Consider the following 21,942-nt stretch of genomic DNA (forward strand, 5'->3'; position numbering starts at 1 on the left):
GGGTCACAGTGGCGCGACCGCGCGGACTTGCACCGCGTTCCGGAATCTCCTCGTCTGGCCGGTTGAGCGTAGGTCCGCCGTTTGGGCTGCGTCAATGTGACAATGCCGCGGTGACTCGAATGGTGGCTGCCCTCGACGTGGGCGGGACGACGATCAAGGCCGCGTTGCTCGACGAGCAGCTGCAGCCCAAGGCGGCACTGCGCGCGGAGACGGCCCGCAGCGCGGACGGGACGGCGCTGGCCGCGCAGACCGTGGACATCGTGGCCGCACTGGCCGAGCAGGCGGGGACCGGGCAGCCCGCCGCGGTGGGGGTGGTGGTGCCGGGCATCGTCGACGAGGCGACGCGCGTCTGCCACTTCTCGGCCAACCTCGACTGGCGCGAAGTGCCCTTCGGCGAGCTCCTGGAAGACCGGCTCGGGCTGCCGGTCGCGTTCGGGCACGACGTCACCGCGGGCGGCATCGCCGAGTTCCGGGTGGGCGCCGGGCGGGGCGCGACGAATGCGGCGTTCATCCCCGTCGGCACCGGGATCGCCGCCGCGCTGCTGCTCGACGGCCGGATCCACCGCGCGCACGGGCAGGCAGGCGAGGTCGGGCACATCGACGTCGGCCACGCCGGCAAGTGCGGCTGTGGCGCGACCGGCTGCCTGGAGGCCATCTCGTCGGCGGCCGCGATCGCCCGCCGCTACACCGAGCGCACCGGGCGCCCGGCCGATGGCGCGCGCGAGGTCGTGGAGCTGGCGCGCCGCGGTGACGAGGTCGCGGTCGTGGTGGTCCAGGACGCGCTCGACGGGCTCGGCCACGGCATCCGGACGCTGTTGACGCTGCTCGGCCCGGAGGTGATCGTCCTGGGTGGCGGCCTGTTCACGGCGGCCGACTACGTGCTGGAGCCGGTGCGCGAGTGGCTGGCCGCGCACCTGACGTTCCAGCGGATGCCGGAGCTGCGGATCGCCGAGCTGGGCGACGAAGCCGGGCGGCTGGGCGCCGGGTTGCTGGCCTTCGACCTGCTCAAAGCCTGAGACAGCCGGAGGCCGCCACCACGGTGGCCTCCGGCTCGCCTCAGAGTGCGCGCAGGAAGGCCAGCGACGGCATGAAGAAGTACTCGCCGCCCCGCAACGTCACCGACTGCGGCACCGGGCCGGCCGTCCGCTGCGCGGAGCCACCCCAGTCCACGGTGTAGTCCGACGACCCGCGCTGGCCCTGGCCGATCACCGGGTCCAGCCCCGGCGTGACGCCGTCGACGATCGGGAAGCCCGGGTTGTCCGCCCAGACCGACTGCGTGAACTCGAACTGGTTGCCCAGTCGTGAGTTGAAGGCCATGAACAGCAGCCCGACTCCGCCGCTCGGCCGCGCCGCGGGCGGCACGTCGGCGTTCGGGTCGTCCGGGCGCTCCCCGTACGTGACGCCCCGGCGGGCCATCAGGTGCCGCCGCTCGTCGGCCGGGTCCTCGGCGCCGCCGGAGCCGCGTGGGTTCGTCTTGCGGATGTGCGCCTGGAACGGGCACTTCAGCGCGGCGCGGTCGCTGTCGTAGGTGAAGTTGTTCGACACCGGGCTTTCCGCGCCGTCTTCCCGCTGGGTGGTCAGCGGCGTGCCGTCCTCGAACCGGCCGATGATCATCGCCCCGGCCCGGTCGCGAGCTTCGCCGGTGAGGCCGAGCGTGTCGGCCAGATCCGCTTCGGCCTGCTTGAACCGCCGGACGTTCTGTTCCAGTTTGCGGAAAACGAAATAGCTGCCGAAATGCACGCCGGGATCCGGCGCCGCGGTGTCGGGAACGAGCACCTGCTCGAGTGGTGACGCCGGGTTCCAGACGTTGATCCCGTCGGTGTTGTTCTTCTCCGCGTCGACGTCTTCGGTGAGGAACAGCGGCTGGCTGCGGCCGTCGACGTACCCGAAGTGCTCGATCCCCTCGCCGCGTGCGTTGACCCGACCGAGGCCGGTTTCCTCCGCGAGCACGGCGGCCGAGTCCGGCAGCAGGCCGAGGACTTCGTTGTGCCGCGCCGCCATCGCCTTGTCGGTGGCGTCCCCGACGAGCACGACGGCGTGGATTTCCCCGCGGTAGCCCGGATCGAACGTCGAGCGCGGCGGGTCGTTCAGCTGCCGCCGCGTATCCGGTGCCGTCATTCCGCGCAGGAACGCCTTGTCCTGCGGGAAGTTCTCGACGCCGAGAGCGCGGTAGCCGGCCGCGGTGAGGCCGACGCCGACGTACGGCGTTCCCCCGCCGGCCTCGGCCTTGAACGCGCCCACCTCGTCGAGGTGTGCCTTGGCGGACTTCATCTTCCCGGTGACCGAGACGAGGAAGGCGCGTGCCTCCGCCGCGTCGCCGAAGGCGAGGAACAGGGCGGACAGGTGGTCGCGGACGTGGGCCTTGAGGATGTTCGGCTGCAGTTCGCCGAGCATCGTCGCGGCATCGCCGGACGCCGTGGTCCAGGACAGCGTGGTGGACAGATCGATACTCATCCGGGTCCCCTCCCGTGTGAAAAAGCCCGCCTCTCGGCGGGCACCCGGCCGACCGGAATCCCCCCTCGGCCGACCGGGTCCCCTGAATACAGAGTGCAGTGCCGGAGGCGGGCGATGCCACTCGATTTCCGGTTTCACACGAAAGATTAAGTTGAGCGCGAAACAGTTTCCGTCCGGAAAGAATTCGCCGCCGAGGACGACCGGGGAATGCGCGGCGGTGGGTCAGCCGAGTGCGGTGGTGGCCGCCATCAGCTCGTCCAGGGCCTCGGCGACCAGGTCGGCGAACTCCCGCTCGCTGCCCGGCGCCACCCAGCGGGCGAAGCCCGTCGAGTACGCCAGGCCGCCGATCTCCGCCGCGAGGGCGGCCGTCGGGGCCGCGACTCCGCGCGCACGCAGGGCGTCGGCCATCGCGGCCCGCAACGTCGCGAGCTTCAGCAGCTCACGCTCGCGCAGGTCGCTGTGGCCGGCGATCACCGCTTTGATCAGGCGCGACCGGTCACGCCGCTGCGGCCCGAACGGGGTCGTCGCCGCCTGCAGGGCCGCGGCGACCGCCTCGATCGGGGTGGCCGGGGCCGGGGCGTCCGCGATCGCCTCGGCGAGGATGCGGCTCAACATCTCCTGGCCCGCGAAGAGCACTTCACGCTTGTCGCTGAAGTGACGGAAGAACGTCCGCTTCGTGAGCCCGGCCCGCTCCGCGATCTCGGCGACCGTGACGCTGTCGTACTCCCGCTCGCCGAACAGCTCGAGCGCGGCGTCGAGCAGCCGCACGCGCGTGTTCCCCTCCCAGCGGCTCATGGCCCCAGCCTAGGCGATGACACCTGGTGTCATCACGGTGCTATGGTGATGGCACCAGGTGTCATCATAAAGGGAGAAGATCATGCGTGTGTTCGTCACCGGCGCGTCCGGCTGGATCGGCCGGGCCCTCGTACCCGAACTCCTCGACGCGGGCCACTCGGTCGTCGGGCTCGCGAGGTCGGACGAGGCCGCCGGCGTCGTCACCGCCATGGGTGCGGACGTCCTCCGCGGCGACCTGACCGACCTCGGCGTCCTCCGAACCGGCGCGGAGAACGCCGACGGAGCCGTCCACCTCGCCTTCGGCCACGACTTCACCCGGATCGACGCCGCGATCCGGACCGACGCGGCCGCCGTCGACGTCATGACCTCGGTCCTGGCGGGCAAGCGTTTCGTCGTCGCCTCCGGGACGCCGATGGCGCCCGGGCGCCCGTCGACCGAGCGGGACGACACCGTCTTCCCGGGCCCGGTCGCCGGCCGGGCGGACATCGCCCGGGCCGTCCTCGAGTCGGCGGACCGCGGCGTCCGCGCGTCCCTCGTCCGGCTGCCGCGTTCGGTGCACGGCGAAGGTGACGCTCACGGGCTCATCGCGCGGCTGGTCGCCTTCGGGCGCGAGAAGGGCATCGCGGCGTACGTCGGCGACGGCACGCAGCGCTGGCCCGCGGTGCACGTCCTGGACGCCGCCCACCTGTTCCGGCTGGCGCTCGAGCAGGCCCCGGCGGGAGCCGTGCTGCACGCTGTCGGCGACGAAGGGGTGCGGATCCGCGACGTCGCCGAGGTGGCCGGCCGCCGCCTCGGGCTGCCGGTGCAGTCCGTAGCCGCCGAAGAACTGGGCTTCCTCGGCGGGATCCTGGCGCTCGACCAGCCGGCGTCCAGCGGCGTGACCCAGGAGCTGCTCGGCTGGCGGCCCACGCAGCCGGGGCTGCTGGACGACCTCGAAAAGGGGTACTACGGCTGAGCAGGTGGGACAGCGCCGGCGGAGGTGGCGACGATGACACCCCCGCCGGCGCCGGGTCTTATACGAGCGGCCGGTCCGTCGGCGCGATCGGGCGGGGCAGGACGTCCCGGCCGGTCAGGTACGCGTCGACGCCGGCCGCGGCGCTGCGGCCCTCGGCGATCGCCCAGACGATCAGGGACTGGCCGCGGCCCATGTCGCCGGCCACGAACACGTTGTCCAGGCTCGTCTTGAACGCCTTGTCACGCGCCACGTTGCCGCGCGCGTCCAGCTCGACGCCCAGGTCCTCGAGCAGGCCCTGCTTCTGCGGTCCGAGGAAACCCATCGCCAGCAGGACGAGCTGCGCCGGCAGCTCGCGTTCCGAGCCGGGCACCGGGACGAACTTGCCGCCCTCGTTGCGGACCTCGACCAGCTTCAAGGCGCGCACCCGGCCGGAGTCGTCGCCCAGGAACTCCTGCGTGTTCACCGCGTAGAGCCGCTCGCCGCCCTCTTCGTGCGCCGAGGAGACCCGGTAGATCATCGGGTACGTCGGCCACGGGTGCGCGTCCGAACGCAGTTCCGGTGGCTTGGGCATGATCTCCAGCTGCGTCACCGAACGCGCGCCCTGGCGGTGCGACGTCCCGACGCAGTCAGCGCCCGTGTCGCCGCCGCCGATCACCACGACGTCGAGGCCCGAGGCGTCGAACGGCGACTTCTCCAGCTCGCCCGAAGCGACCCGGTTCGCCGGCGGGAGGAACTCCATCGCCTGGTGGATGCCGGCCAGCTCCCGGCCGGGGATCGGCAGGTCGCGCCAGTCGGTCGCGCCGCCGGCCAGCACCACGGCGTCGTAGCCCAGAAGCTCGGAGACCGGCAGATCCACGCCGACGTTCACCGACGCCCGGAACTCCGTGCCCTCGGCGCGCATCTGGTCGAGGCGGCGGTCGAGGCGGGACTTCTCCATCTTGAACTCGGGGATGCCGTAGCGCAGCAGCCCGCCGATCTTGTCGGCCCGCTCGAGGACCACGACGCTGTGGCCCGCGCGCGTGAGCTGCTGCGCCGCGGCAAGACCCGACGGGCCGGACCCGACGACCGCGACCTTCTTGCCGGTGAGGGCCACCGGCAGCTGGGGCGTCACCCAGCCCTCGTCGAAGGCCCGGTCGATGATCGAGATCTCGACCCGCTTGATCGTCACCGGATCGTCGTTGATCCCGAGCACGCACGCCGTCTCGCACGGCGCGGGGCACAGGGTGCCGGTGAACTCCGGGAAGTTGTTGGTCGCGTGCAGCCGTTCGATCGCCTGCTGCCAGTCCTCGCGCCAGGTCAGGGTGTTCCACTCGGGGATGAGGTTCCCGAGCGGGCAGCCCTGGTGGCAGAACGGGATGCCGCAGTCCATGCACCGGCCGGCCTGCTTCTGCAGCTTCGTCGTGGCGAAGTCTTCGTAGACCTCTCGCCAGTCCATCAGCCGCAGGTCGACCGGACGCCGCTTCGGCTCTTCGCGGGTGGTGGTCAGAAAGCCCTTGGGGTCAGCCATGTGCGGCCTCCATGATCGCCTCGTTCACGTCGCGCCCATCGCGCTCGGCCTGCACCTGGGCGGCGAGCACGCGCTTGTAGTCCTTCGGCATGACCTTCCCGAAGCGGTCGACACCCGCGTCCCAGTCGGCCAGCAGTTCCCGCGCCACCGCGGATTCCGTTTCGTCGTAGTGCTTTTCCAGCGTTTCGCGCAGGAAGTCGGCGTCCTCGGAGTCGAGCGGGTCGATGTCGACCATCTCCGGGTTGACGCGGTGCGCGGGCAGGTCCAGCACGTAGGCGATGCCGCCGGACATGCCGGCCGCGAAGTTGCGCCCGATCGGCCCGAGCACGACCACCCGGCCGCCGGTCATGTACTCGCCGCCGTGGTCGCCGACGCCTTCGACGACGGCCAGCGCGCCCGAGTTGCGCACGCAGAACCGCTCGCCGACCTTGCCGCGGATGAAGATCTCGCCGCTCGTGGCGCCGTAGGCGATGACGTTGCCGGCGATGATGTGGTCCTCGGCGGCGATCCGCGCGTCCTTCGACGGGCGCACGATGAGCCGGCCGCCGGAGAGGCCCTTGCCGACGTAGTCGTTGCCGTCGCCGTAGAGCCGCAGCGTGATGCCCTTGGGCACGAACGCGCCGAACGACTGGCCCGCGGTGCCGGTGAAGGTGACGTCGATGGTGTCGTCCGGCAGGCCTTCGCCGCCCCACCGCTTGGTCAGCTCCGACCCGAGCATGGTGCCGACGGTCCGGTTGACGTTGCGGACGGGCAGTTCCAGCCGCACCTTGTCGCCGGAGTTCAACGCGCCCTCGGCGAGCTGGATCAGCGTGTTGTCGAGCGCCTTCTCCAGCCCGTGGTCCTGCCGCGTCTGCTGCAGCCGCAGCCCCGCGGGGGCAATCTCCGGCACGTGGAAGATCGGCGACAGGTCGAGCCCGGACGCCTTCCAGTGGTCGATCGCCTTGCGCTTGTCGAGGAACTCGGCGTGCCCGACGGCCTCGGCGATCGACCGGAAGCCCAGCTCCGCCAGGTACTCGCGCACTTCCTGGGCGATGAACTCGAAGAAGTTGACGACGTACTCGGCCTTGCCGCTGAACTTCTCACGCAGCTTCGGGTTCTGCGTCGCGACGCCCACCGGGCAGGTGTCGAGGTGGCAGACGCGCATCATGATGCAGCCCGACACCACCAGCGGCGCGGTCGCGAAGCCGAACTCCTCGGCGCCGAGCAGCGCCGCGATGATGACGTCGCGGCCGGTCTTGAGCTGGCCGTCGGTCTGCACCACGATCCGGTCGCGCAGCCGGTTGGCCAGCAGCGTCTGCTGCGTCTCGGCCAGGCCGAGCTCCCACGGGCCGCCGGCGTGCTTGATGGACGACAGCGGCGACGCGCCGGTCCCGCCGTCGTGACCGGAGATGAGCACGACGTCGGCGTGCGCCTTCGACACGCCCGCGGCGACCGTACCGACGCCGACCTCGGACACGAGCTTCACGTGGATGCGCGCGTTCGGGTTGGCGTTCTTGAGGTCGTGGATCAGCTGCGCCAGGTCCTCGATCGAGTAGATGTCGTGGTGCGGCGGGGGAGAGATGAGCCCCACGCCCGGCGTCGAGAACCGCGTCTTCGCGATCCACGGGTACACCTTCGCGCCGGGCAGCTGCCCACCTTCGCCGGGCTTCGCGCCCTGCGCCATCTTGATCTGGATGTCGTCGGCGTTGACGAGGTACTCGCTCGTGACGCCGAAGCGGCCGGAGGCGACCTGCTTCACGGCGCTACGCCGCTCCGGGTCGTACAGCCGCTCCGCGTCTTCGCCGCCCTCACCGGTGTTCGACTTCCCGCCGAGGCGGTTCATCGCGATGGCGAGCGTCTGGTGCATCTCCATCGAGATCGAGCCGTAGGAGATGGCGCCGGTGGCGAACCGCTTGACGATCTCCGAGATCGGTTCGACCTCCTCGATCGGCACCGGCGCCCGCTTGCCGTACTTGAAGTCGAACAGCCCGCGCAGCGTCAGCAGCTTCTCGGCCTGGTCGTCGACGGCCTTCGTGTACTCCTTGAAGACGTCGTACTTCCCGGCCCGCGTGGAGTGCTGCAGCTTGAACACCGTCTGCGGGTTGAACAGGTGCGGCTCGCCTTCGCGGCGCCACTGGTAGTCCGCGCCGGTCTCCAGCTCGCGGTGCGGCGCGTGGAACCCGTCGGCCGGGAACGCGTACTTGTGCCGCTTCGCGACCTCGTCGGCCAGCGTCTCGAAGCCGACGCCGCCGAGGCGGGACGTCGTGCCGGTGAAGCAGTTCTCGATGACCTCTTCGCCGAGCCCGATCGCCTCGAAGATCTGCGCGCCGGTGTAGGACGCGACGGTCGAAACACCCATCTTGGACATCGTCTTGCGGACGCCCTTGCCGAGCGCCTTGATCAAGTTCTGCGTCGCCTGCTTCGGCGTCACGCCGGGGATCAGGCCCTGGTGGGCCATTTCCTCGACGGTCGCCATCGCCAGGTACGGGTTCACCGCGGCGACGCCGTAGCCGATGAGCAACGCGATGTGGTGCACCTCGCGCGCGTCGCCGGCCTCGACGATGAGGCCGACCTGCGTGCGCGTCTTCTCGCGGACGAGGTGGTGGTGCACCGCGCCGGTCAGCAGCAGCGAGGGGATCGGCGCGTGGTGCTCGTCGACGCCGCGGTCGGACAGCACGATCAGCCGGGCGCCGTCCTCGATCGCCTCGGAAACCTCGGCGCGGATCTCGTCGAGCCGCTTGATCAGCGCCTCGCCGCCGCCGTGCACGTTGTACCGGCCGAGCACGGTGACCGCCTGGAACTCCGGCAGGTCGCCGTCGTCGTTGACGTGGACGAGCTTGGCGAGCTGGTCGTTGTCGAGCACCGGGAACGGCAGCGCGATCCGGCGGCAACTCGCGGCGTTGCCGTTCAGGAGGTTCGGCTCGGCGCCGATCTGCGCGCCGAGCGCGGTGACGAGCTCCTCGCGGATGGCGTCCAGCGGCGGGTTGGTCACCTGGGCGAACAGCTGGATGAAGTAGTCGAAGATCAGCCGGGGGCGGCTGGACAGCGTCGCGATGGGGGAGTCGTTGCCCATCGAGCCGATCGGCTCCGCGCCGGTGCGGGCCATCGGCTCGAGGATGGCTTCGAGTTCTTCCTCGGTGTAGCCGAACGACTGCTGGCGGCGGACGAGCGTGGCGTGCAGCGGGACCTCGCGGTCGCGCTCGGGCAGGTCCTCCAGGTGCACGAGACCGGCGTCGACCCATTCGTCGTACGGGTGGGCGGTGGCCAGTTCGGTCTTGACCTCTTCGTCCTCGATGATCCGGCCTTCGACGGTGTCCACGAGGAACATCCGGCCGGGTTCGAGGCGTCCCTTCCGGACGATCGTCGCCGGGTCGATGTCGAGCACGCCGACCTCGGAGGCCAGCACGACGAGGCCGTCGTCGGTCACCCAGTAACGGCCGGGGCGCAGGCCGTTGCGGTCGAGGACCGCCCCGATCTGCCTGCCGTCGGTGAAGGCGACCAGCGCCGGGCCGTCCCACGGTTCCATCAGCGTCGAGTGGAACTCGTAGAACGCGCGCCGCGCGGGGTCCATCTCCTGGTGGTTCTCCCAGGCCTCCGGGATCATCATCAGGACCGCGTGGGGCAGCGAGCGACCGCCGAGGTGCAGCAGCTCGAGGACCTCGTCGAAGCTCGCCGAGTCGCTGGCGCCGCGGGTGATCACCGGGTAGATCCGCTTGAGGTCACCCGGGACCAGGTCGGTTTCGAGGAGCGCCTCGCGGGCGTCCATCCAGTTGCGGTTGCCGCGCAACGTGTTGATCTCGCCGTTGTGCGCCACGTACCGGTACGGGTGGGCCAGCGGCCACGACGGGAACGTGTTGGTGGAGAAGCGGGAGTGCACCAGGCCGATCGCGCTGGTGACGCGCTCGTCGGTCAGGTCGGCGAAGAACCGCTCGACCTGGGGCTCGGTGAGCATTCCTTTGTAGACGATCGTGCGCGAGGAAAGGCTCGGGAAGTAGACGTCCTCTTCGACGAGCTCGTGCTCGGCGCGCTTGCGGACGCAGAACGCGCTGCGCTCGATGTGCAGCGGGTCCGAGTGCTCCGGCTTCGGGCGGCGCGCGGCGAGGAACAGCTGCGTGAAGTGCGGCATGGTCTCGGCCGCGGTCGGCCCGCAGTGCTCGGTGTGCACCGGCAGCTCGCGCCAGCCGAGGACGCGCATGTCCTCCTCGGCGGCGATGCGCTCGATGGTCGTCATGGCCCGGCCGCGGCGCTTTTCGTCCTGCGGCAGGAAAGCCGTGCCGACGGCGTAGGTGCCCGGCTCGGGAAGGTCGAAGTCCACGACCGCGCGGTAGAACTCGTCCGGGATCTGGATCAGCAGCCCGGCGCCGTCGCCGGTGTCCGGTTCGGCGCCACGAGCCCCGCGATGTTCCAGATTGCGCAACGCGACCAAAGCCTTGGCGACGATCGCATGATCTCGGCGCCCGGTCAGGTCGGCGACGAAGGCGACACCGCAGGCGTCGTGTTCGTAGTCGCTCCGGTAGAGGCCCGCGGCCTCGGCGTTGCTGAGCTGCTCCCCGGACGGGGGCAGGGAACTGGCACGGTGGGTCACGGCTGGCCGCCTCCCAAGGCGTTGGCGCGACCGGTACTCACTCCATCGAGTGGTTCAAGCTGAACCGGTTAACGAAGTGGTCCGGGACCGCGATAGTCAGTCGAGAACAGTTGCTGTTGTCGGCGTTGAGGTCAGTGCACGATGCCGCGAGGTATCGGCCGGGCTGCGAGCCCGGAAAAGCGGTCATCTGGGAGGCCGCACAACGCTGGGCAGCCGAACATGTCGGGTGCTGCGAGCGCGCACAGGTCGGCCACTGTGGTGGGGGCCGTCCGGAGCGCGCGGTGTTACTCCCGGGTTCGCCGGGTCTTATGACGATAGTGTGAATTCGCTGTTATCGACATACGTCGTTGCGCCCGGGTGGGAAATGCCACGCTTGCGTTGACGACACCCGGGGTAGTCCCATATGTCGGGCTGGGTCTCCCGCAGAGCGGGCTAATGTGCTCTCGACCTGCGGAAACGTTCGTCCGAAGTGGCCTGAGGCGGCTGTCGCACCCCGGGGACGGGGTGGGAAGCTGGGTGCATGGCGGACTGGTCCGATGACTGATCGTTATCTCTCCGTGGCTCGCGAAGGGGGCCACGAGATCGAGATCAAGCGCTCCCGGTTCCTCTGCGCGCTCGCCCCGGTGACGTCGGAAGAGGCCGCGCGCGAGTTCATCGCGGCTCGCCGCCGCGCGGATCCGGGTGCACGGCACCACTGTCACGCCTTCGTCCTCGGCCCGGACGGGCGGACGCAGCGCTCCAGCGACGACGGTGAGCCGGCGGGCACCGCGGGGACGCCGATGCTGGAAGTGCTGCGCCGTCGCGAGCTGACCGACACGGTCGCGGTGGTGACGCGGTACTTCGGCGGAGTCCTGCTGGGCGCGGGCGGGTTGATCCGCGCGTACGGCCAGTCCGTTTCGGACGCTCTGGAAGTTGTTGGTGTACTAGAACACCGGCGTCTCAGCCTCGTCGAGGTGGCGGTGAGCTACGACCGCGCGGGCCGGCTGGAGAACGATCTGCGCGCGTCGCCGTACCTCCTCCACGCGACCCGCTTCGACGACCGCGCCCGCTTCGAGATCGGCCTCGCCCCGGGCGAGGCCGAAACTTTCCATGGCTGGCTCGCCGACCTCACCGGCGGCGAAGCCACGACGACCCCGCTCGGCGACCACTGGATCACGGCACCCTGACATCGTGTCGACCCCCCAATCACGCGAGTTGACCCTTCAATCACGCGTGTTGACCTCTTCGGACACGGCGGTCCGTGCGTGGAGGGTCGACACGCGTGATCGCCGAGCCGACACGCGTGATTGAAGGGACGACACGAGCTGGGTGGGTTCGCTTGGTGCGCAACGAACTTTCGGCGCTTCCGTGAGCACACCCTTTCGTGGCACCATGTCGTGCCACCGAGTTCCGGTACCACTTCGATCCCCTGGACGTTGCCGGCGCGGTTCGCTGCGTGCTGACAACGTTGTCACCACCTGTTCTGCTTGCCCGACAACGTTGTCGCCCGGCGGAAGCGTGCGACAAGGAGGGAAGGTTCCATGTCCGGACCACTCGCCAGACGGTTGCGCGTTGCCGTGGTCGCCGCCGCCTTCGCCGGTGCGGGGCTCGCCGCTCCGGCCGCCGGCGCCGCGACGCTCGCCCTCACGCAGTACGTGAATCCCTTCATCGGCACCGACAACAGCAACTCGCCCAACCCGGTGCCCGGTGGCGCCGGCGGCAGCACGTATCCGGGTGCGGTCGTGCCGTTCGGGATGGTGCAGTTCAGCCCGGACACCCCGACCGCGTCGCCGTCCGGGTACCGCTACGGCGACAGCAGCATCGAGGAGTTCAGCCTCACCCACTTCAACGGCGCCGGCTGCGCCAACAACGAAGACCTCGGCCTGCTGCCGATCACCGGCGCGATCGGCACCTCGCCGGGCACCGGCTGGACCGGGTACGCGGGCAGCTACACCAAGGCGAACGAGTCGGCCGCCCCCGGCTACTACAAGAACAAGCTCGACAACTACAACACCACCGTCGAGCTGTCGGCCACCCAGCGGTCCGGCTTCATGAAGCTGACCTACCCCAACACGACGTCCGCGCGGCTGCTCGTCAACACCGGCCGCAGCGCCACCGGCAGCCGCAGCGGGTCCATCGGCATCAACGGCAGCCAGCTCACCGGTTCGGTGACCGGCGGCGGGTTCTGCGGCTCGTCGAAGACCTACCAGATCTACTACGTCATCCAGTTCGACCGCGCGCCCAGCGGGTTCGGCACCTGGCTCGGCGGCACCGTGACCGCCGGATCCACGAGCACCAGCGGCACGAACTCCGGCGGGTACGTCACCTTCGACACGTCGAGCAACGCCACCGTGCAGGCGAAGGTCGGCATTTCGTTCGTCAGCCAGGCCAACGCGCAGGCGAACCTCGCCGCGGAGAACCCCGGTTTCGACTTCGCCGGGGTCCGGGCCGCGGCCGACACGAGCTGGAACACCGTCCTCAACCGCGTCCAGGTGACCGGTGGGGCCGCCGCGGACCTGCAGAAGTTCTACACGGCGCTGTACCACGTCTTCCAGAACCCGAACATCGCCAGCGACACGAACGGCCAGTACCGCGGGTTCGACCAGGCGATCCACACCGCCTCCCACACCGTCTACCAGAACTACTCCGGCTGGGACATCTACCGCTCGTGGGCCGCGCTGATCGGGCTGGTCGCGCCGAACGAAGCGAGCGACATCGCGAAGTCGATGGTCCTGGACGGCCAGCAGGGTGGGTTGCTGCCCAAGTGGTCGCACAACAGCAACGAGCACTTCGTGATGACCGGCGACCCCGGGCCGATCATCGTCGGCAGCATGTACGCCTTCGGTGTCCGCGGGTTCGACACCGCGGCGGCCTTGACGCTGATGGACAAGAGCGCGAGCGGTGGCACCACGCAGGGGCAGGCGATCCGCGGCCGGGAAAGCGGCTACCTCAGCCGGCACTACGTCTACGAAGACCCGTCGGACTCGCTCGAGTACTCGGCGTCCGACTTCGCGGTGGCCCAGTTCGCGAAGGCCGTCGGCGACACCGCGAAGTACACCACCTACATGCAGCGCGCCCAGTGGTGGCAGAACGTGTTCGGCACCGACTCGGGCTACATCCAGCCGCGCGGCAGCACCGGCACGTGGGCGTGGCCGGTCGTGCCGTCGAGCAACAGCGGTTACACCGAGGGCAACCCGTCGCAGTACACCTGGATGGTGCCCTACAACTACCAGGGCCTGATCAACCTGATGGGCGGCCGCCAGACCGCCGTCCAGCGGCTGGACCACCACTTCACCCAGCTCAACGGCGGGCTCACCCAGCCGTACTTCTACATCGGCAACGAGCCCGAGCACGGCGTGCCGTGGGCGTACAACTACGCTGCCCACCCGCAGGGCACCAGCTCGGCCGTGCGGCGCGTGATGAACGAGTCGTTCACCACCGGCGCGGGCGGCCTGCCCGGCAACGACGACCTCGGCGCCACCTCGGCGTGGTACGTCTTCGCCGCGCTCGGGATGTACCCGGCCACCCCGGGTGCGGACGTCCTGGCCCTGCACGGCCCGCTGTTCCCGGCGGTCTCGATCATCCGTCCGAGCGGCACGATCCAGATCACCGGTACCGGCGCGGGCCAGGGCGCGCAGTACGTGCAGAACCTCAGCGTCAACGGGACCGCGACGACCAGGTCGTGGATCCGCTACGGCGACATCGCGGGCGCGTCGTCGCTGAACTACACGATGGGCGCGTCGCCGAGCGCCTGGGGCACGAGCACCGCGGACGTCCCGCCGTCGTACAACGACGGGTTCACGCCGCCGCCCGCCGCACCGGACCTCGGCACGAACCTGGCGCAAGGCAAGGCGGCCACCGGCTCGGCCAGTTGCAACTCGGCCGAGACCGCGGACAAGGCCGTGGACGGCAGCCTCGCGAACAACAGCAAGTTCTGCAGCACCGCCGCGACGAAGTTCCTGCAGGTCGACCTCGGGTCGGCGCAGAACGTGTCGTCGTTCGTGGTCAAGCACGCCGGCCTCGGCGGGGAGACCACCGGCTGGAACACCGGCGCGTTCACGATCCAGACGTCGACCGACGGCTCGAACTGGACGACGGTCGCTTCGGTGTCGGGTTCCCGGGCCGGCCGCACGTACAGTCCGATCACGACCCGATCGGCCCGGTACGTGAAGCTGAACCTCACCACGCCCGCCAACGACGGCAACGGCGCGGCGCGGATCTACGAGTTCGAGGTCTACCGCTGACCTGGCGGCTCGTGAGCGCCGGACGCGGCGCTCACGAGCCACTCCTCGCGGGTGATGCCGTACTCGACCTCGCCGTACTCGTCGCCCGGGGCCTGCTCGTGCTCCGGGAAGTCGGCGAAGTACGTGCGGAGCAGCTTCATCCCCACCTTTTCCATCACGCGCCGCGAGCCCTGGTTCACCACCATGGTGGACGCGGTCACGCGCCGGACCCCCAGTTCGGTGAAGCCCTTCGCGATCAGTGCCGCCGAGCCTTCGGTGCCGTAGCCCTTGCCCCAAGCCGCCTGGTGCAGGCGATACCCCAGCTCCGGCTCGTCCGGTGGATCATTCCGGCCCGGGCGGAAATGGAACCACCCCAGAAAATCGCCCGTGCTCTTCTCGATCGCCGCCCAGAACCCGTAACCGGGGAAACGCTCGTAGTAACCGAGGAACGCGGGAAGATCGAGCGTGACGATCTCGGTGCGGTCCGCGGGCCGTCCCCCATTGAGGTACTTCATGACGGCCGGGTCGTCGTAGAGCTCGAAGAGCGCGTCGGCGTCGTTCTCGGTGAACCGGCGGAGGATCAGCCGCTCGGTTTCGAGGAATACGTGCATCGAACGATGCTGTCAGTGACCCCAGAGGGTGGCAACACAATTACGCGGCGACGGCGAAGACCTCGCCCAGCGCCGCGGAGCCGGCCTCGGTCAGCACGGCGGCCACGCGCGTGCCGCACTTGCCGGGGAGTGCGGGTGCGATCAGGCCGAGCCGCGCGAGGCGGTGCACGGTGGACTGGTCGCAGCAGCTCAGGCCGTCGATGAACAGGTCGGGCTCGCAGCTGCAGCTGATCTCGGCGTGGCCCCCGGCCACGGCCCTCAATGTGGCCCGCTCACGGTGGTTCAGTTCCGTTGACATGGCGGTGCCTCCTTCCCGTCGTGCTCATTAGAACGCCTGGCACCGACATTTTCCGCCTTTGAGGGTGCGAACCCGGGTATTTCAGGGGAAAACTTAGGGGTGGCGTGTCGCGTCCATCAGGGTTACCCCGGTGGGAGCGGTTCAAGCGTCGTCTTCCGCAGGTGGCGGAAAACGATCGACGTCCGGAACCCGACGATCTCCCGGCGCAGGGCCAGCCGGTCGGCGAGGAAAGCGTGCAGGGTGTCGATGTCCGGCGTCGTGACTTCGATCAGGAAATCGTCACTCCCCGCGGTCACGTACACCGAAAGCACTTCGGGCAGTTCCGAGATCGAGCGCTGGAACTCGTCGATCACCGCCCGGCTCAGCGGCCGCACCTGCGCCGCGACGAGCGCCCGGACGCCGCGGTTGAGGCTCGCCAGGTCGATGTCGGCGTGGTAGCCGCGGATGACGCCGCGTTCGCGCAGCAGCCGGATGCGTTCGAGGCACGTCGAGGGCGCGATGCCGACCTTCCGGGCGATCTCCCGGTTGGTCTGGCGAGCGTCTTCCTGCAACAACCGCACGATCGCCGAATCAAGTTCGTCCAGCACCGGGGCCTCCGTAGTCTCGCCGAATTTCGTTCGGTGGTCGGCCTGGACCACCGACTGTCAGTCTAACTTCGGCGCCCATGACCGCACATGAGCAGCTCGTAGTCCGGCGAGGCCGTCGATCCGGAATCGCCACGATGGTCGCGATCCATTCGACCACGCTCGGCCCCGCCGCCGGCGGTTGCCGCTTCAAGCCCTACGCGACGCTCGAAGAAGCCATCGGGGACGTCCTGCGCCTGTCGGAAGCCATGACGGCGAAGTGCGCCGTCGCCGGGCTGGCGTTCGGTGGCGGCAAGAGCGTCATCGCGCCCGAGCCGGGTCGTGTCCTCTCGCCCGAAGAGCGCCGGGCCGTCCTGCTCGACCACGCCGACCTGGTCGCCGAGTTCGGCGGTCGCTACCAGGCCGGTCCGGACGTGGGCACCGGCCCGGCCGACATGCTGGTGCTCCGCGAAGCCTCGCCGTACGCGTTCTGCACGCCCGAATCCGCGGGCGGAACCGGTTCCTCCAGCGGACCGACCGCCGTCGGCGTGCTCGCCGCGCTGCGGGCCGCGGTCGGCACGCCGGACATGACCGGACGCCGGGTGGTGATCAGCGGCTACGGCTCGGTGGGTGCCCACCTCGCGGCGAGCCTCCGGGTCGCGGGCGCCGAGGTCGTCGTCTCGGACATCGACCCGGAGAAGCGCGCCGACGCCGAAAAAGGCGGCCTGACCTGGGTGGAGCCCGAGAAGGCGCTCACCTTGACCGCCGACGTCGTCATCCCGGCGGCGGTCGGCGGCGTGCTGAGCCCGGAGACGGTGACCCGGCTCGACACCCCGCTGGTCGTCGGCCCGGCCAACAACCAGCTGACCGATGACGCCGTCGCGGCCGACCTCGCCGCCCGCGGCATCCGGTGGATCCCGGACTACGTGGCGAGCGCGGGCGGGATCCTGTACACACTTTCGCGCGAGGCCGAGGGGCTGGACCACGCAAGCGCGCTCGCCCGCGTCGAGACGATCGGACGGACCGTCGAGGACCTCCTCGCCGCCGCGAAGGCCAACGCGACCACCCCGCTGCACGAGGCGGCCGCGCTGGTGCGGCGACGGCTCACTTCTGGTGCGGGGCCACGTACTCCTTCGCCTCGGGCGCCTCGAACAACGGCTTGACGTACTTGACGCCGCCCTCGGCGGAGGCGTCCGGGGTGGCCGCGTACACCTGGCGCGTCGCCGGCGTCCCCGGCTTGGAGAAGTCGAGCGCCGCGACCAGGTTGTCCGTGCTCGCCGACGTCGTCTGCTTCAGGGCCGCGGCGATGCCGTCGCGGGTGAGGTCCTTGTTGTCGCACGCCTTCTTCAGCACCGCGCCCCACACTTCGCCGACCGCGTAGCCGTAGGGGACACCGCCGTTCGGCGTTTCCTTGTAGGCGGCCTTGAACTTCGCCGCGACGTCCTTGGCCTTCGGCAGGTCGGCCGAGAACGGCACGCTGCTGGCGACGATCGTGAGCTTGTCCAGGGCGCTCGCCGCGGGGCTCTTCAGCAGCGCCGGGTCGAACGTCGGGTTGTTGCCCAGCACCGGCACGTTCAGCCCGAGCGCCTTGTTGGCCCCGACCGTCGAGCCGGTCTGGGTCGGCGTGGTCGTCAGCACGATCGCCTTGACCCCGGCGCCCTTGAGGCCGGTGACGACGTTGGTCAGGTCGCTGTCGGTCGAGGTGATCTTGACTTCCTTGAGCGTCAGGTTGTGCTTCTTGGCGTAGAACTGCGAGCCGCGCAGGCCGTTCTTGCCGTACTCGCCGTCGATGTAGATGTGCCCGATCGGGTCGCCGTCCTTGAGCTGACCCTGCTCCTGCAGGTACGACAGGCCGTCGATGATCTCCAGGTCGTAGGTGGTGCCGACGATCATCACGTACGGGTTGTCGAGCAGCTCGGACGACCACGACGCGGGCGCGGCGGTGGTCTTGTCCGAAGCCAGGTTCTGCTTCAGCGCGGCCACCACCGGCGAACCCAGCAGCTGCACGAACCCGAGCACCTTCGGCTCGATCTGCGGGTACAGCGTCTTCGCCGTGTCGGCCTTGTAGCCGTGGTCGACCTCCTCGAGCTTCACCTGGCGCCCGCACACCCCGCCGGCGGCGTTGAAGTCCTTGGCCCACAGCTCGTTGCCCTGCGTGACGCCCAGGCCGAGGTTCTTGAACACGCCGGACTTGTCGGTCATCACCCCGAGCGTCACCTCGGTCGCCGTCACCCCCTTGCCGGTCTTGACGCCGGAGCTGTCCGGCCCCGACGAGCCCGAGTCGCCCGCCTTCGTGCTGCACGCCGAGAGCGCGAGGACGGCCACCAGCGCCGCCGCCAGGTGTGTGCGTTTCATGATTCCTCCGGTGGTTGACGGCGGGAACGGGTGAGCCGGCGGCCGATCGCGGCGAGCCCGCCCGGCTCGAACAGCACGACCAGGATGATCGCGGCGCCGTAGACGAACGAGCTGACCAGGATCGGGGTCAGCGCGCCGTCGCCGGTGCCGGAGAACCAGCCGAGGTCGGCCGAGTACAGGGCGAGGACCTGCGGCAGGCCGTTGACGATCAGCGCGCCGACCAGCGCGCCGGGGACCGAGCCGAGGCCGCCGATGATGACCATCGCCAGGTAGGCGATCGACACGTTGATGCCGTAGGTGCCGTACTCGCTCTCGTCCGGCTTGAGGATGTCGAACCACAGCACGGTCATCGCGCCGGCCAGCCCGCCGTAGGCCGACGAGACGGCGAACGCGCCCGCCTTGGCCCGCAGCACGCTGACGCCCATCACCGCGGCCGCGGCCTCGTTGTCCCGCACCGCCCGCCACGAGCGTCCGACGCGGCCGCGGACCGCCCCGCGGGCGATGACGAACGCGAGCACGGTGAGCAGCAGGAACAGGTACCACATCCGCTCGGCCTGCCGGATCGGCACGCCGAGGGCGGTGATTTCCGGACCGTCGTTGGTGAACGGGAACCCGAACAGGGAGAACGGGGCCGGTGCGCGCCCGGTCGACGTCCCACCGGTCAGTTCTTCCGCGGACTGTCCGAAGTAGAGTCCCAGGAACACCAGCGCCAGTGACGCGACGCCGAGGTAGATCCCGCGCAGCCGCCCGGCCACCGGCGCGAAGGCCAGCCCGAGCAGGGCCGCGACGGCCACCGCACCCAGCAGCGAGAGCCCCGGGTCGAGGCCGAAGCCGACCACGCGCTCGTCGCCGGTGGGGCCGGCGAGGACGCTGTAGGCGGTGCCGCCGGCGAGCAGGAAGAACGCGTGGGCCAGGGAAAGCTGCCCGGCCTGGCCGACCACCAGGGTCAGCCCGATCGCGCCGACCCCGCCGATCATCATGTACTGCCCGGCCTTCAGCCAGGCCGCGTCGAGGTAGAGCGGCAGGGCGAGCAGGACGACGAGCAGCGCGAGCCAGGCCGCGGTCCGCACCAGCTTGGCCGGATTCCGGCGCGGCCGCGGGGACGCCTCGGCGGCGGGCGGGCTGTCCACTTCGGACACGGCTTGGTCAGACACGCGTTCGCTCCCTCGTGCCGAACAGCCCCGAAGGCCGCACCACCAGGACCACCAGCATCACCAGGAAGACCGCGCTCTTGGAGAAGTCGAACGAGACGTACTGGGCCGACAGCGCTTCCACGAGCCCGACGACCAGGCCGCCGACCACCGCACCCGCCGTCGAGTCGAGGCCGCCGAGGATCGCCGCGGGGAACGCGGCCAGCGCGATCGAGTGCGTCCCGCGCGAAAGTCCCGCGCCGGAGAAGTCCTGCGTCGCGATGAAGAGCACGGCCACCCCGGCGAGCAGCCCGGCGACCACCCACGCGGTCGCGGTGACGCGGGAGCTGCGGATGCCCATCAGCGCGGCGGCCTCGCGGTTCTCCGCCTGGGCCCGCATGGCCACGCCCCAGTTCGAGTACTTGAAGGCCAGCCAGAACGCCGTGATCAGCACCGCGGCCACCACGAGCGCGACCAGTTGCGTGCGGAACAGCGTGATCCCGCCCAGCTGGAACGGCTTCGCGTCCCAGGCGTCGCCGAGGAAGGGCAGCGTGACGCCGAGGCGGCGCACGATCTCCTCGGTGACGATGACGTCGACGCCGATGGTGAGCAGGGCCAGGCTGTTCGCGTCGGCGTGCCGGGAGCGCGACAGCAGCAGCCGCTCCACCAGCAGGCCGAGCAGCCCGGCCGAGACGATGCCGACGAGCGACGCGCCGGCCCAGCCCAGCGCGTCCTTCGTCACCACGACGAGGTAGCCGCCGAAGAGCACCAGCGAGCCGTGCGCGAAGTTGACCACCTCGGTGGCCTTGAAGATGACCACGAACCCCAGCGCCAGCAACGCGAACACCGCGCCCTTGCCGAGGCCGTTCACCACGAGCTGCAGAAATGTGTTCACGCCGCCTCCGTGCCCAGGTAGGCCTTGATGACGTCCGGGTCGGACTGGACCTGCGCCGGGGTGCCGTCGGCGATGCGCCTGCCGAAATCGAGCACCGTGACGCGGTCGGCGATGCCCATCACCAGGCCCATGTCGTGCTCGACGAGCAGGATCGAGATCCCCAGCTCCGCGCGGATCCCGCTGATCGTGCCGGCCAGCTCGGCGGTCTCGGCCGCGTTCATCCCGGCCGCGGGCTCGTCGAGCAGGAGCAGCACCGGTTCGACGGCCAGCGCGCGGGCGAGGTCGACGCGCTTGACGACGCCGTAGGGCAGCGCGCCCACGGGTGCGTCGACGACCGCGTCGAGCCCGAGGAACGCGCAGATCTCGCGGGCGCGCTCGGCGTGCCGGCGTTCGGCGCGCACCGTCCACGGCAGCCGCAGCCCGACCTCGAGGAACCCGCCGCGGGTCAGCGCGTGCCGGCCCAGCATGACGTTGTCCAGCACGGTCGAGCCGGCCGACAGCGCGGCGTTCTGGAACGAGCGCCCGACGCCGAGGCGGGCCAGCTTGTGCGGCGCGAGCCCGGTGAGGTCGGTGTCCCCGAGCCGCACGCGGCCGGCGTTCGCCCGGTAAAGGCCGCTGATCACGTTGAAGCAGCTGGACTTCCCGGCGCCGTTCGGCCCGATCAGCGCGTGCAGCGAGCCGGGGGCGACGGTGAAGCTCACTTCGTCGAGGGCGCGGATCCCGCCGAACCGCAGGGAGAGGTCCTCGACGCGCAGCTCCGGCGGCGTCATCCGCCCCACCTCGACAGGCTCCGGCCGGCCAGGCTCTTGCGCGCGGTCTCCGCCTCGGCCTCGGCGGTTTCCTGCGACTCGGCGTGCCCGCCGAGGTAGAGCCGCTGGACGTCCTGGCTGGCGGCGAGCTCGGCCGCCGTCCCGGCCAGCGCCACCCGGCCGACTTCCAGCACCACGGCGTGGTCGGCGACGTTCAGCGCCATCACGGCGTTCTGCTCGACCAGCACCACGGCGGTGCCCTGGTCGTGGATCTCGCGGATGGTCCGGCCGATCTGCTCGACGATCTTCGGCGCGAGCCCCAGCGACGGCTCGTCGAGCAGCAGCAGCTTCGGCGCGGACATCAGCGCCCGGCCGATGGCCAGCATCTGCTGCTCGCCGCCGGACAGCAGGCCGGCGCGCTGCTTGGCGCGTTCGGTGAGCACCGGGAACAGCTCGCCGACCCGCTTGCGTGCGTCCGTGCGTTCAGCTGTGGTCCGGGCCCCGATGCCGCCGGCCCGCAGGTTCTCCTCGACGGTCATCCGTGCGAAGATCTGCCGCCCCTCGGGCACGCCGACGACGCCGAGCCGCACGATCCGGGCGGGGTCGAGCCGGCCGAGCGCCTGGCCGTCGTAGCGGATCTCGCCGTCGTCGATCGAGCCCCGGTGCATCCGGAGGGTGCCGGAGACGGCCCGGAGCAGGGTGGACTTCCCGGCCCCGTTGCTGCCCAGCACGGCCAGCACGCCGTCGGCGGAGACGTCGAGGTCGACCCCGTGCAGGGCGGCCGTCGACCGGCCGTACCGCACCCGCAGACCACGCACGGTCAGCACGAACTCACTCCAGGGCGCAAGACGCCTCCTCCGCTCG

The 21,942-nt window shown here is 70.4% G+C and carries 17 protein-coding genes; 5 read left to right on the forward strand and 12 right to left on the reverse strand.

The features are described from left to right. The first annotated feature begins 119 nt into the window (after positions 1–119). Entirely contained in the window at positions 120–1,016 is an 897-nt protein-coding gene (locus ACLJQF_RS33390; RefSeq protein ID WP_410614365.1) for an ROK family protein, read from the forward strand. Positions 1,017–1,056: 40 nt separating this feature from the next. Here ACLJQF_RS33390 and ACLJQF_RS33395 read toward each other — a convergent pair whose 3' ends face one another. Both ACLJQF_RS33395 and ACLJQF_RS33400 read right to left on the reverse strand, forming a co-directional pair. Continuing rightward, positions 1,057–2,454 carry a Dyp-type peroxidase gene (locus ACLJQF_RS33395; RefSeq protein WP_410614325.1) on the reverse strand — a complete coding sequence of 466 codons (1,398 nt, stop codon included), beginning with the start codon at positions 2,452–2,454 and terminating at the stop codon, positions 1,057–1,059. 222 nt (positions 2,455–2,676) lie between these two features. Then, complete coding sequence (locus tag ACLJQF_RS33400) at positions 2,677–3,249, reverse strand: TetR/AcrR family transcriptional regulator (RefSeq protein WP_410614326.1); 573 nt, start codon at positions 3,247–3,249, stop codon at positions 2,677–2,679. Positions 3,250–3,331: 82 nt separating this feature from the next. On the opposite strand from ACLJQF_RS33400, the gene ACLJQF_RS33405 reads away from it, so the two are divergent. Next, complete coding sequence (locus tag ACLJQF_RS33405; protein WP_410614327.1) at positions 3,332–4,204, forward strand: SDR family oxidoreductase; 873 nt, start codon at positions 3,332–3,334, stop codon at positions 4,202–4,204. A gap of 58 nt (positions 4,205–4,262) precedes the next feature. On the opposite strand, the gene ACLJQF_RS33410 is transcribed toward ACLJQF_RS33405, so the two are convergent. Then, a complete protein-coding gene (locus ACLJQF_RS33410; RefSeq protein ID WP_410614328.1) occupies positions 4,263–5,711 on the reverse strand; it encodes a glutamate synthase subunit beta in 1,449 nt (482 codons plus the stop codon). After that, entirely contained in the window at positions 5,704–10,275 is a 4,572-nt protein-coding gene (gene gltB / locus ACLJQF_RS33415; RefSeq protein WP_410614329.1) for a glutamate synthase large subunit, read from the reverse strand. The genes ACLJQF_RS33410 and gltB overlap by 8 nt, the downstream gene beginning before the upstream one ends. Before the next feature lie 536 nt (positions 10,276–10,811). Here gltB and ACLJQF_RS33420 point away from each other — a divergent pair. After that, the gene (locus ACLJQF_RS33420; protein ID WP_410614330.1) at positions 10,812–11,441 is read left to right on the forward strand and encodes a YigZ family protein; all 630 of its coding nucleotides are present in this window, start codon (positions 10,812–10,814) and stop codon (positions 11,439–11,441) included. Positions 11,442–11,795: 354 nt separating this feature from the next. Further along, positions 11,796–14,498, forward strand: coding sequence for a GH92 family glycosyl hydrolase (locus tag ACLJQF_RS33425; RefSeq protein ID WP_410614331.1), 2,703 nt, complete (start codon positions 11,796–11,798; stop codon positions 14,496–14,498). Here the strand turns inward: ACLJQF_RS33425 and ACLJQF_RS33430 are convergent. The 3 genes from ACLJQF_RS33430 to ACLJQF_RS33440 form a co-directional block, all read right to left on the reverse strand. Continuing rightward, positions 14,489–15,088: a GNAT family N-acetyltransferase gene (locus ACLJQF_RS33430; protein WP_410614332.1), complete on the reverse strand. Its 600-nt coding sequence runs from the start codon at positions 15,086–15,088 to the stop codon at positions 14,489–14,491. The genes ACLJQF_RS33425 and ACLJQF_RS33430 overlap by 10 nt on opposite strands. Positions 15,089–15,128: 40 nt before the next feature. Further along, complete coding sequence (locus ACLJQF_RS33435; protein ID WP_410614333.1) at positions 15,129–15,386, reverse strand: hypothetical protein; 258 nt, start codon at positions 15,384–15,386, stop codon at positions 15,129–15,131. Positions 15,387–15,508: 122 nt separating this feature from the next. Beyond that, positions 15,509–15,970 carry an Lrp/AsnC family transcriptional regulator gene (locus ACLJQF_RS33440; protein ID WP_410614366.1) on the reverse strand — a complete coding sequence of 154 codons (462 nt, stop codon included), beginning with the start codon at positions 15,968–15,970 and terminating at the stop codon, positions 15,509–15,511. An 80-nt stretch (positions 15,971–16,050) separates the two neighbouring features. On the opposite strand from ACLJQF_RS33440, the gene ACLJQF_RS33445 reads away from it, so the two are divergent. Further along, positions 16,051–17,112 carry a Glu/Leu/Phe/Val dehydrogenase dimerization domain-containing protein gene (locus ACLJQF_RS33445; protein WP_410614334.1) on the forward strand — a complete coding sequence of 354 codons (1,062 nt, stop codon included), beginning with the start codon at positions 16,051–16,053 and terminating at the stop codon, positions 17,110–17,112. On the opposite strand, the gene ACLJQF_RS33450 is transcribed toward ACLJQF_RS33445, so the two are convergent. The 5 genes from ACLJQF_RS33450 to ACLJQF_RS33470 are packed head-to-tail and all read right to left on the reverse strand — an operon-like array spanning position 17,054 to position 21,905. After that, complete coding sequence (locus tag ACLJQF_RS33450) at positions 17,054–18,304, reverse strand: ABC transporter substrate-binding protein (protein WP_410614335.1); 1,251 nt, start codon at positions 18,302–18,304, stop codon at positions 17,054–17,056. The genes ACLJQF_RS33445 and ACLJQF_RS33450 overlap by 59 nt on opposite strands. After that, complete coding sequence (locus ACLJQF_RS33455; protein WP_410614336.1) at positions 18,301–19,458, reverse strand: branched-chain amino acid ABC transporter permease; 1,158 nt, start codon at positions 19,456–19,458, stop codon at positions 18,301–18,303. The genes ACLJQF_RS33450 and ACLJQF_RS33455 overlap by 4 nt, the downstream gene beginning before the upstream one ends. Then, a complete protein-coding gene (locus ACLJQF_RS33460) occupies positions 19,451–20,329 on the reverse strand; it encodes a branched-chain amino acid ABC transporter permease (protein ID WP_410614337.1) in 879 nt (292 codons plus the stop codon). Before ACLJQF_RS33460 ends, ACLJQF_RS33455 begins: the two co-directional genes overlap by 8 nt. Continuing rightward, entirely contained in the window at positions 20,326–21,099 is a 774-nt protein-coding gene (locus ACLJQF_RS33465; protein WP_410614338.1) for an ABC transporter ATP-binding protein, read from the reverse strand. The genes ACLJQF_RS33460 and ACLJQF_RS33465 overlap by 4 nt, the downstream gene beginning before the upstream one ends. Next, entirely contained in the window at positions 21,096–21,905 is an 810-nt protein-coding gene (locus tag ACLJQF_RS33470) for an ABC transporter ATP-binding protein (protein WP_410614339.1), read from the reverse strand. Before ACLJQF_RS33470 ends, ACLJQF_RS33465 begins: the two co-directional genes overlap by 4 nt. Between the last annotated feature and the right edge of the window lie 37 nt (positions 21,906–21,942).

It is taken from the genome of Amycolatopsis sp. lyj-109 (assembly GCF_046548995.1).
Taxonomy (GTDB): domain Bacteria; phylum Actinomycetota; class Actinomycetes; order Mycobacteriales; family Pseudonocardiaceae; genus Amycolatopsis.

Bases quoted from the DNA above. Each gene is read 5' to 3' on its own strand.
- ACLJQF_RS33420 (WP_410614330.1), top strand. From the start codon at position 10,812: ATGACTGATCGTTATCTCTCCGTGGCTCGCGAAGGGGGCCACGAGATC.
- ACLJQF_RS33395 (WP_410614325.1), bottom strand. From the start codon at position 2,454: ATGAGTATCGATCTGTCCACCACGCTGTCCTGGACCACGGCGTCCGGC.
- ACLJQF_RS33405 (WP_410614327.1), top strand. From the start codon at position 3,332: ATGCGTGTGTTCGTCACCGGCGCGTCCGGCTGGATCGGCCGGGCCCTC.
- ACLJQF_RS33465 (WP_410614338.1), bottom strand. From the start codon at position 21,099: ATGACGCCGCCGGAGCTGCGCGTCGAGGACCTCTCCCTGCGGTTCGGC.
- ACLJQF_RS33445 (WP_410614334.1), top strand. From the start codon at position 16,051: ATGACCGCACATGAGCAGCTCGTAGTCCGGCGAGGCCGTCGATCCGGA.
- ACLJQF_RS33435 (WP_410614333.1), bottom strand. From the start codon at position 15,386: ATGTCAACGGAACTGAACCACCGTGAGCGGGCCACATTGAGGGCCGTG.
- ACLJQF_RS33410 (WP_410614328.1), bottom strand. From the start codon at position 5,711: ATGGCTGACCCCAAGGGCTTTCTGACCACCACCCGCGAAGAGCCGAAG.
- ACLJQF_RS33430 (WP_410614332.1), bottom strand. From the start codon at position 15,088: ATGCACGTATTCCTCGAAACCGAGCGGCTGATCCTCCGCCGGTTCACC.
- ACLJQF_RS33390 (WP_410614365.1), top strand. From the start codon at position 120: ATGGTGGCTGCCCTCGACGTGGGCGGGACGACGATCAAGGCCGCGTTG.
- ACLJQF_RS33450 (WP_410614335.1), bottom strand. From the start codon at position 18,304: ATGAAACGCACACACCTGGCGGCGGCGCTGGTGGCCGTCCTCGCGCTC.
- ACLJQF_RS33400 (WP_410614326.1), bottom strand. From the start codon at position 3,249: ATGAGCCGCTGGGAGGGGAACACGCGCGTGCGGCTGCTCGACGCCGCG.
- ACLJQF_RS33425 (WP_410614331.1), top strand. From the start codon at position 11,796: ATGTCCGGACCACTCGCCAGACGGTTGCGCGTTGCCGTGGTCGCCGCC.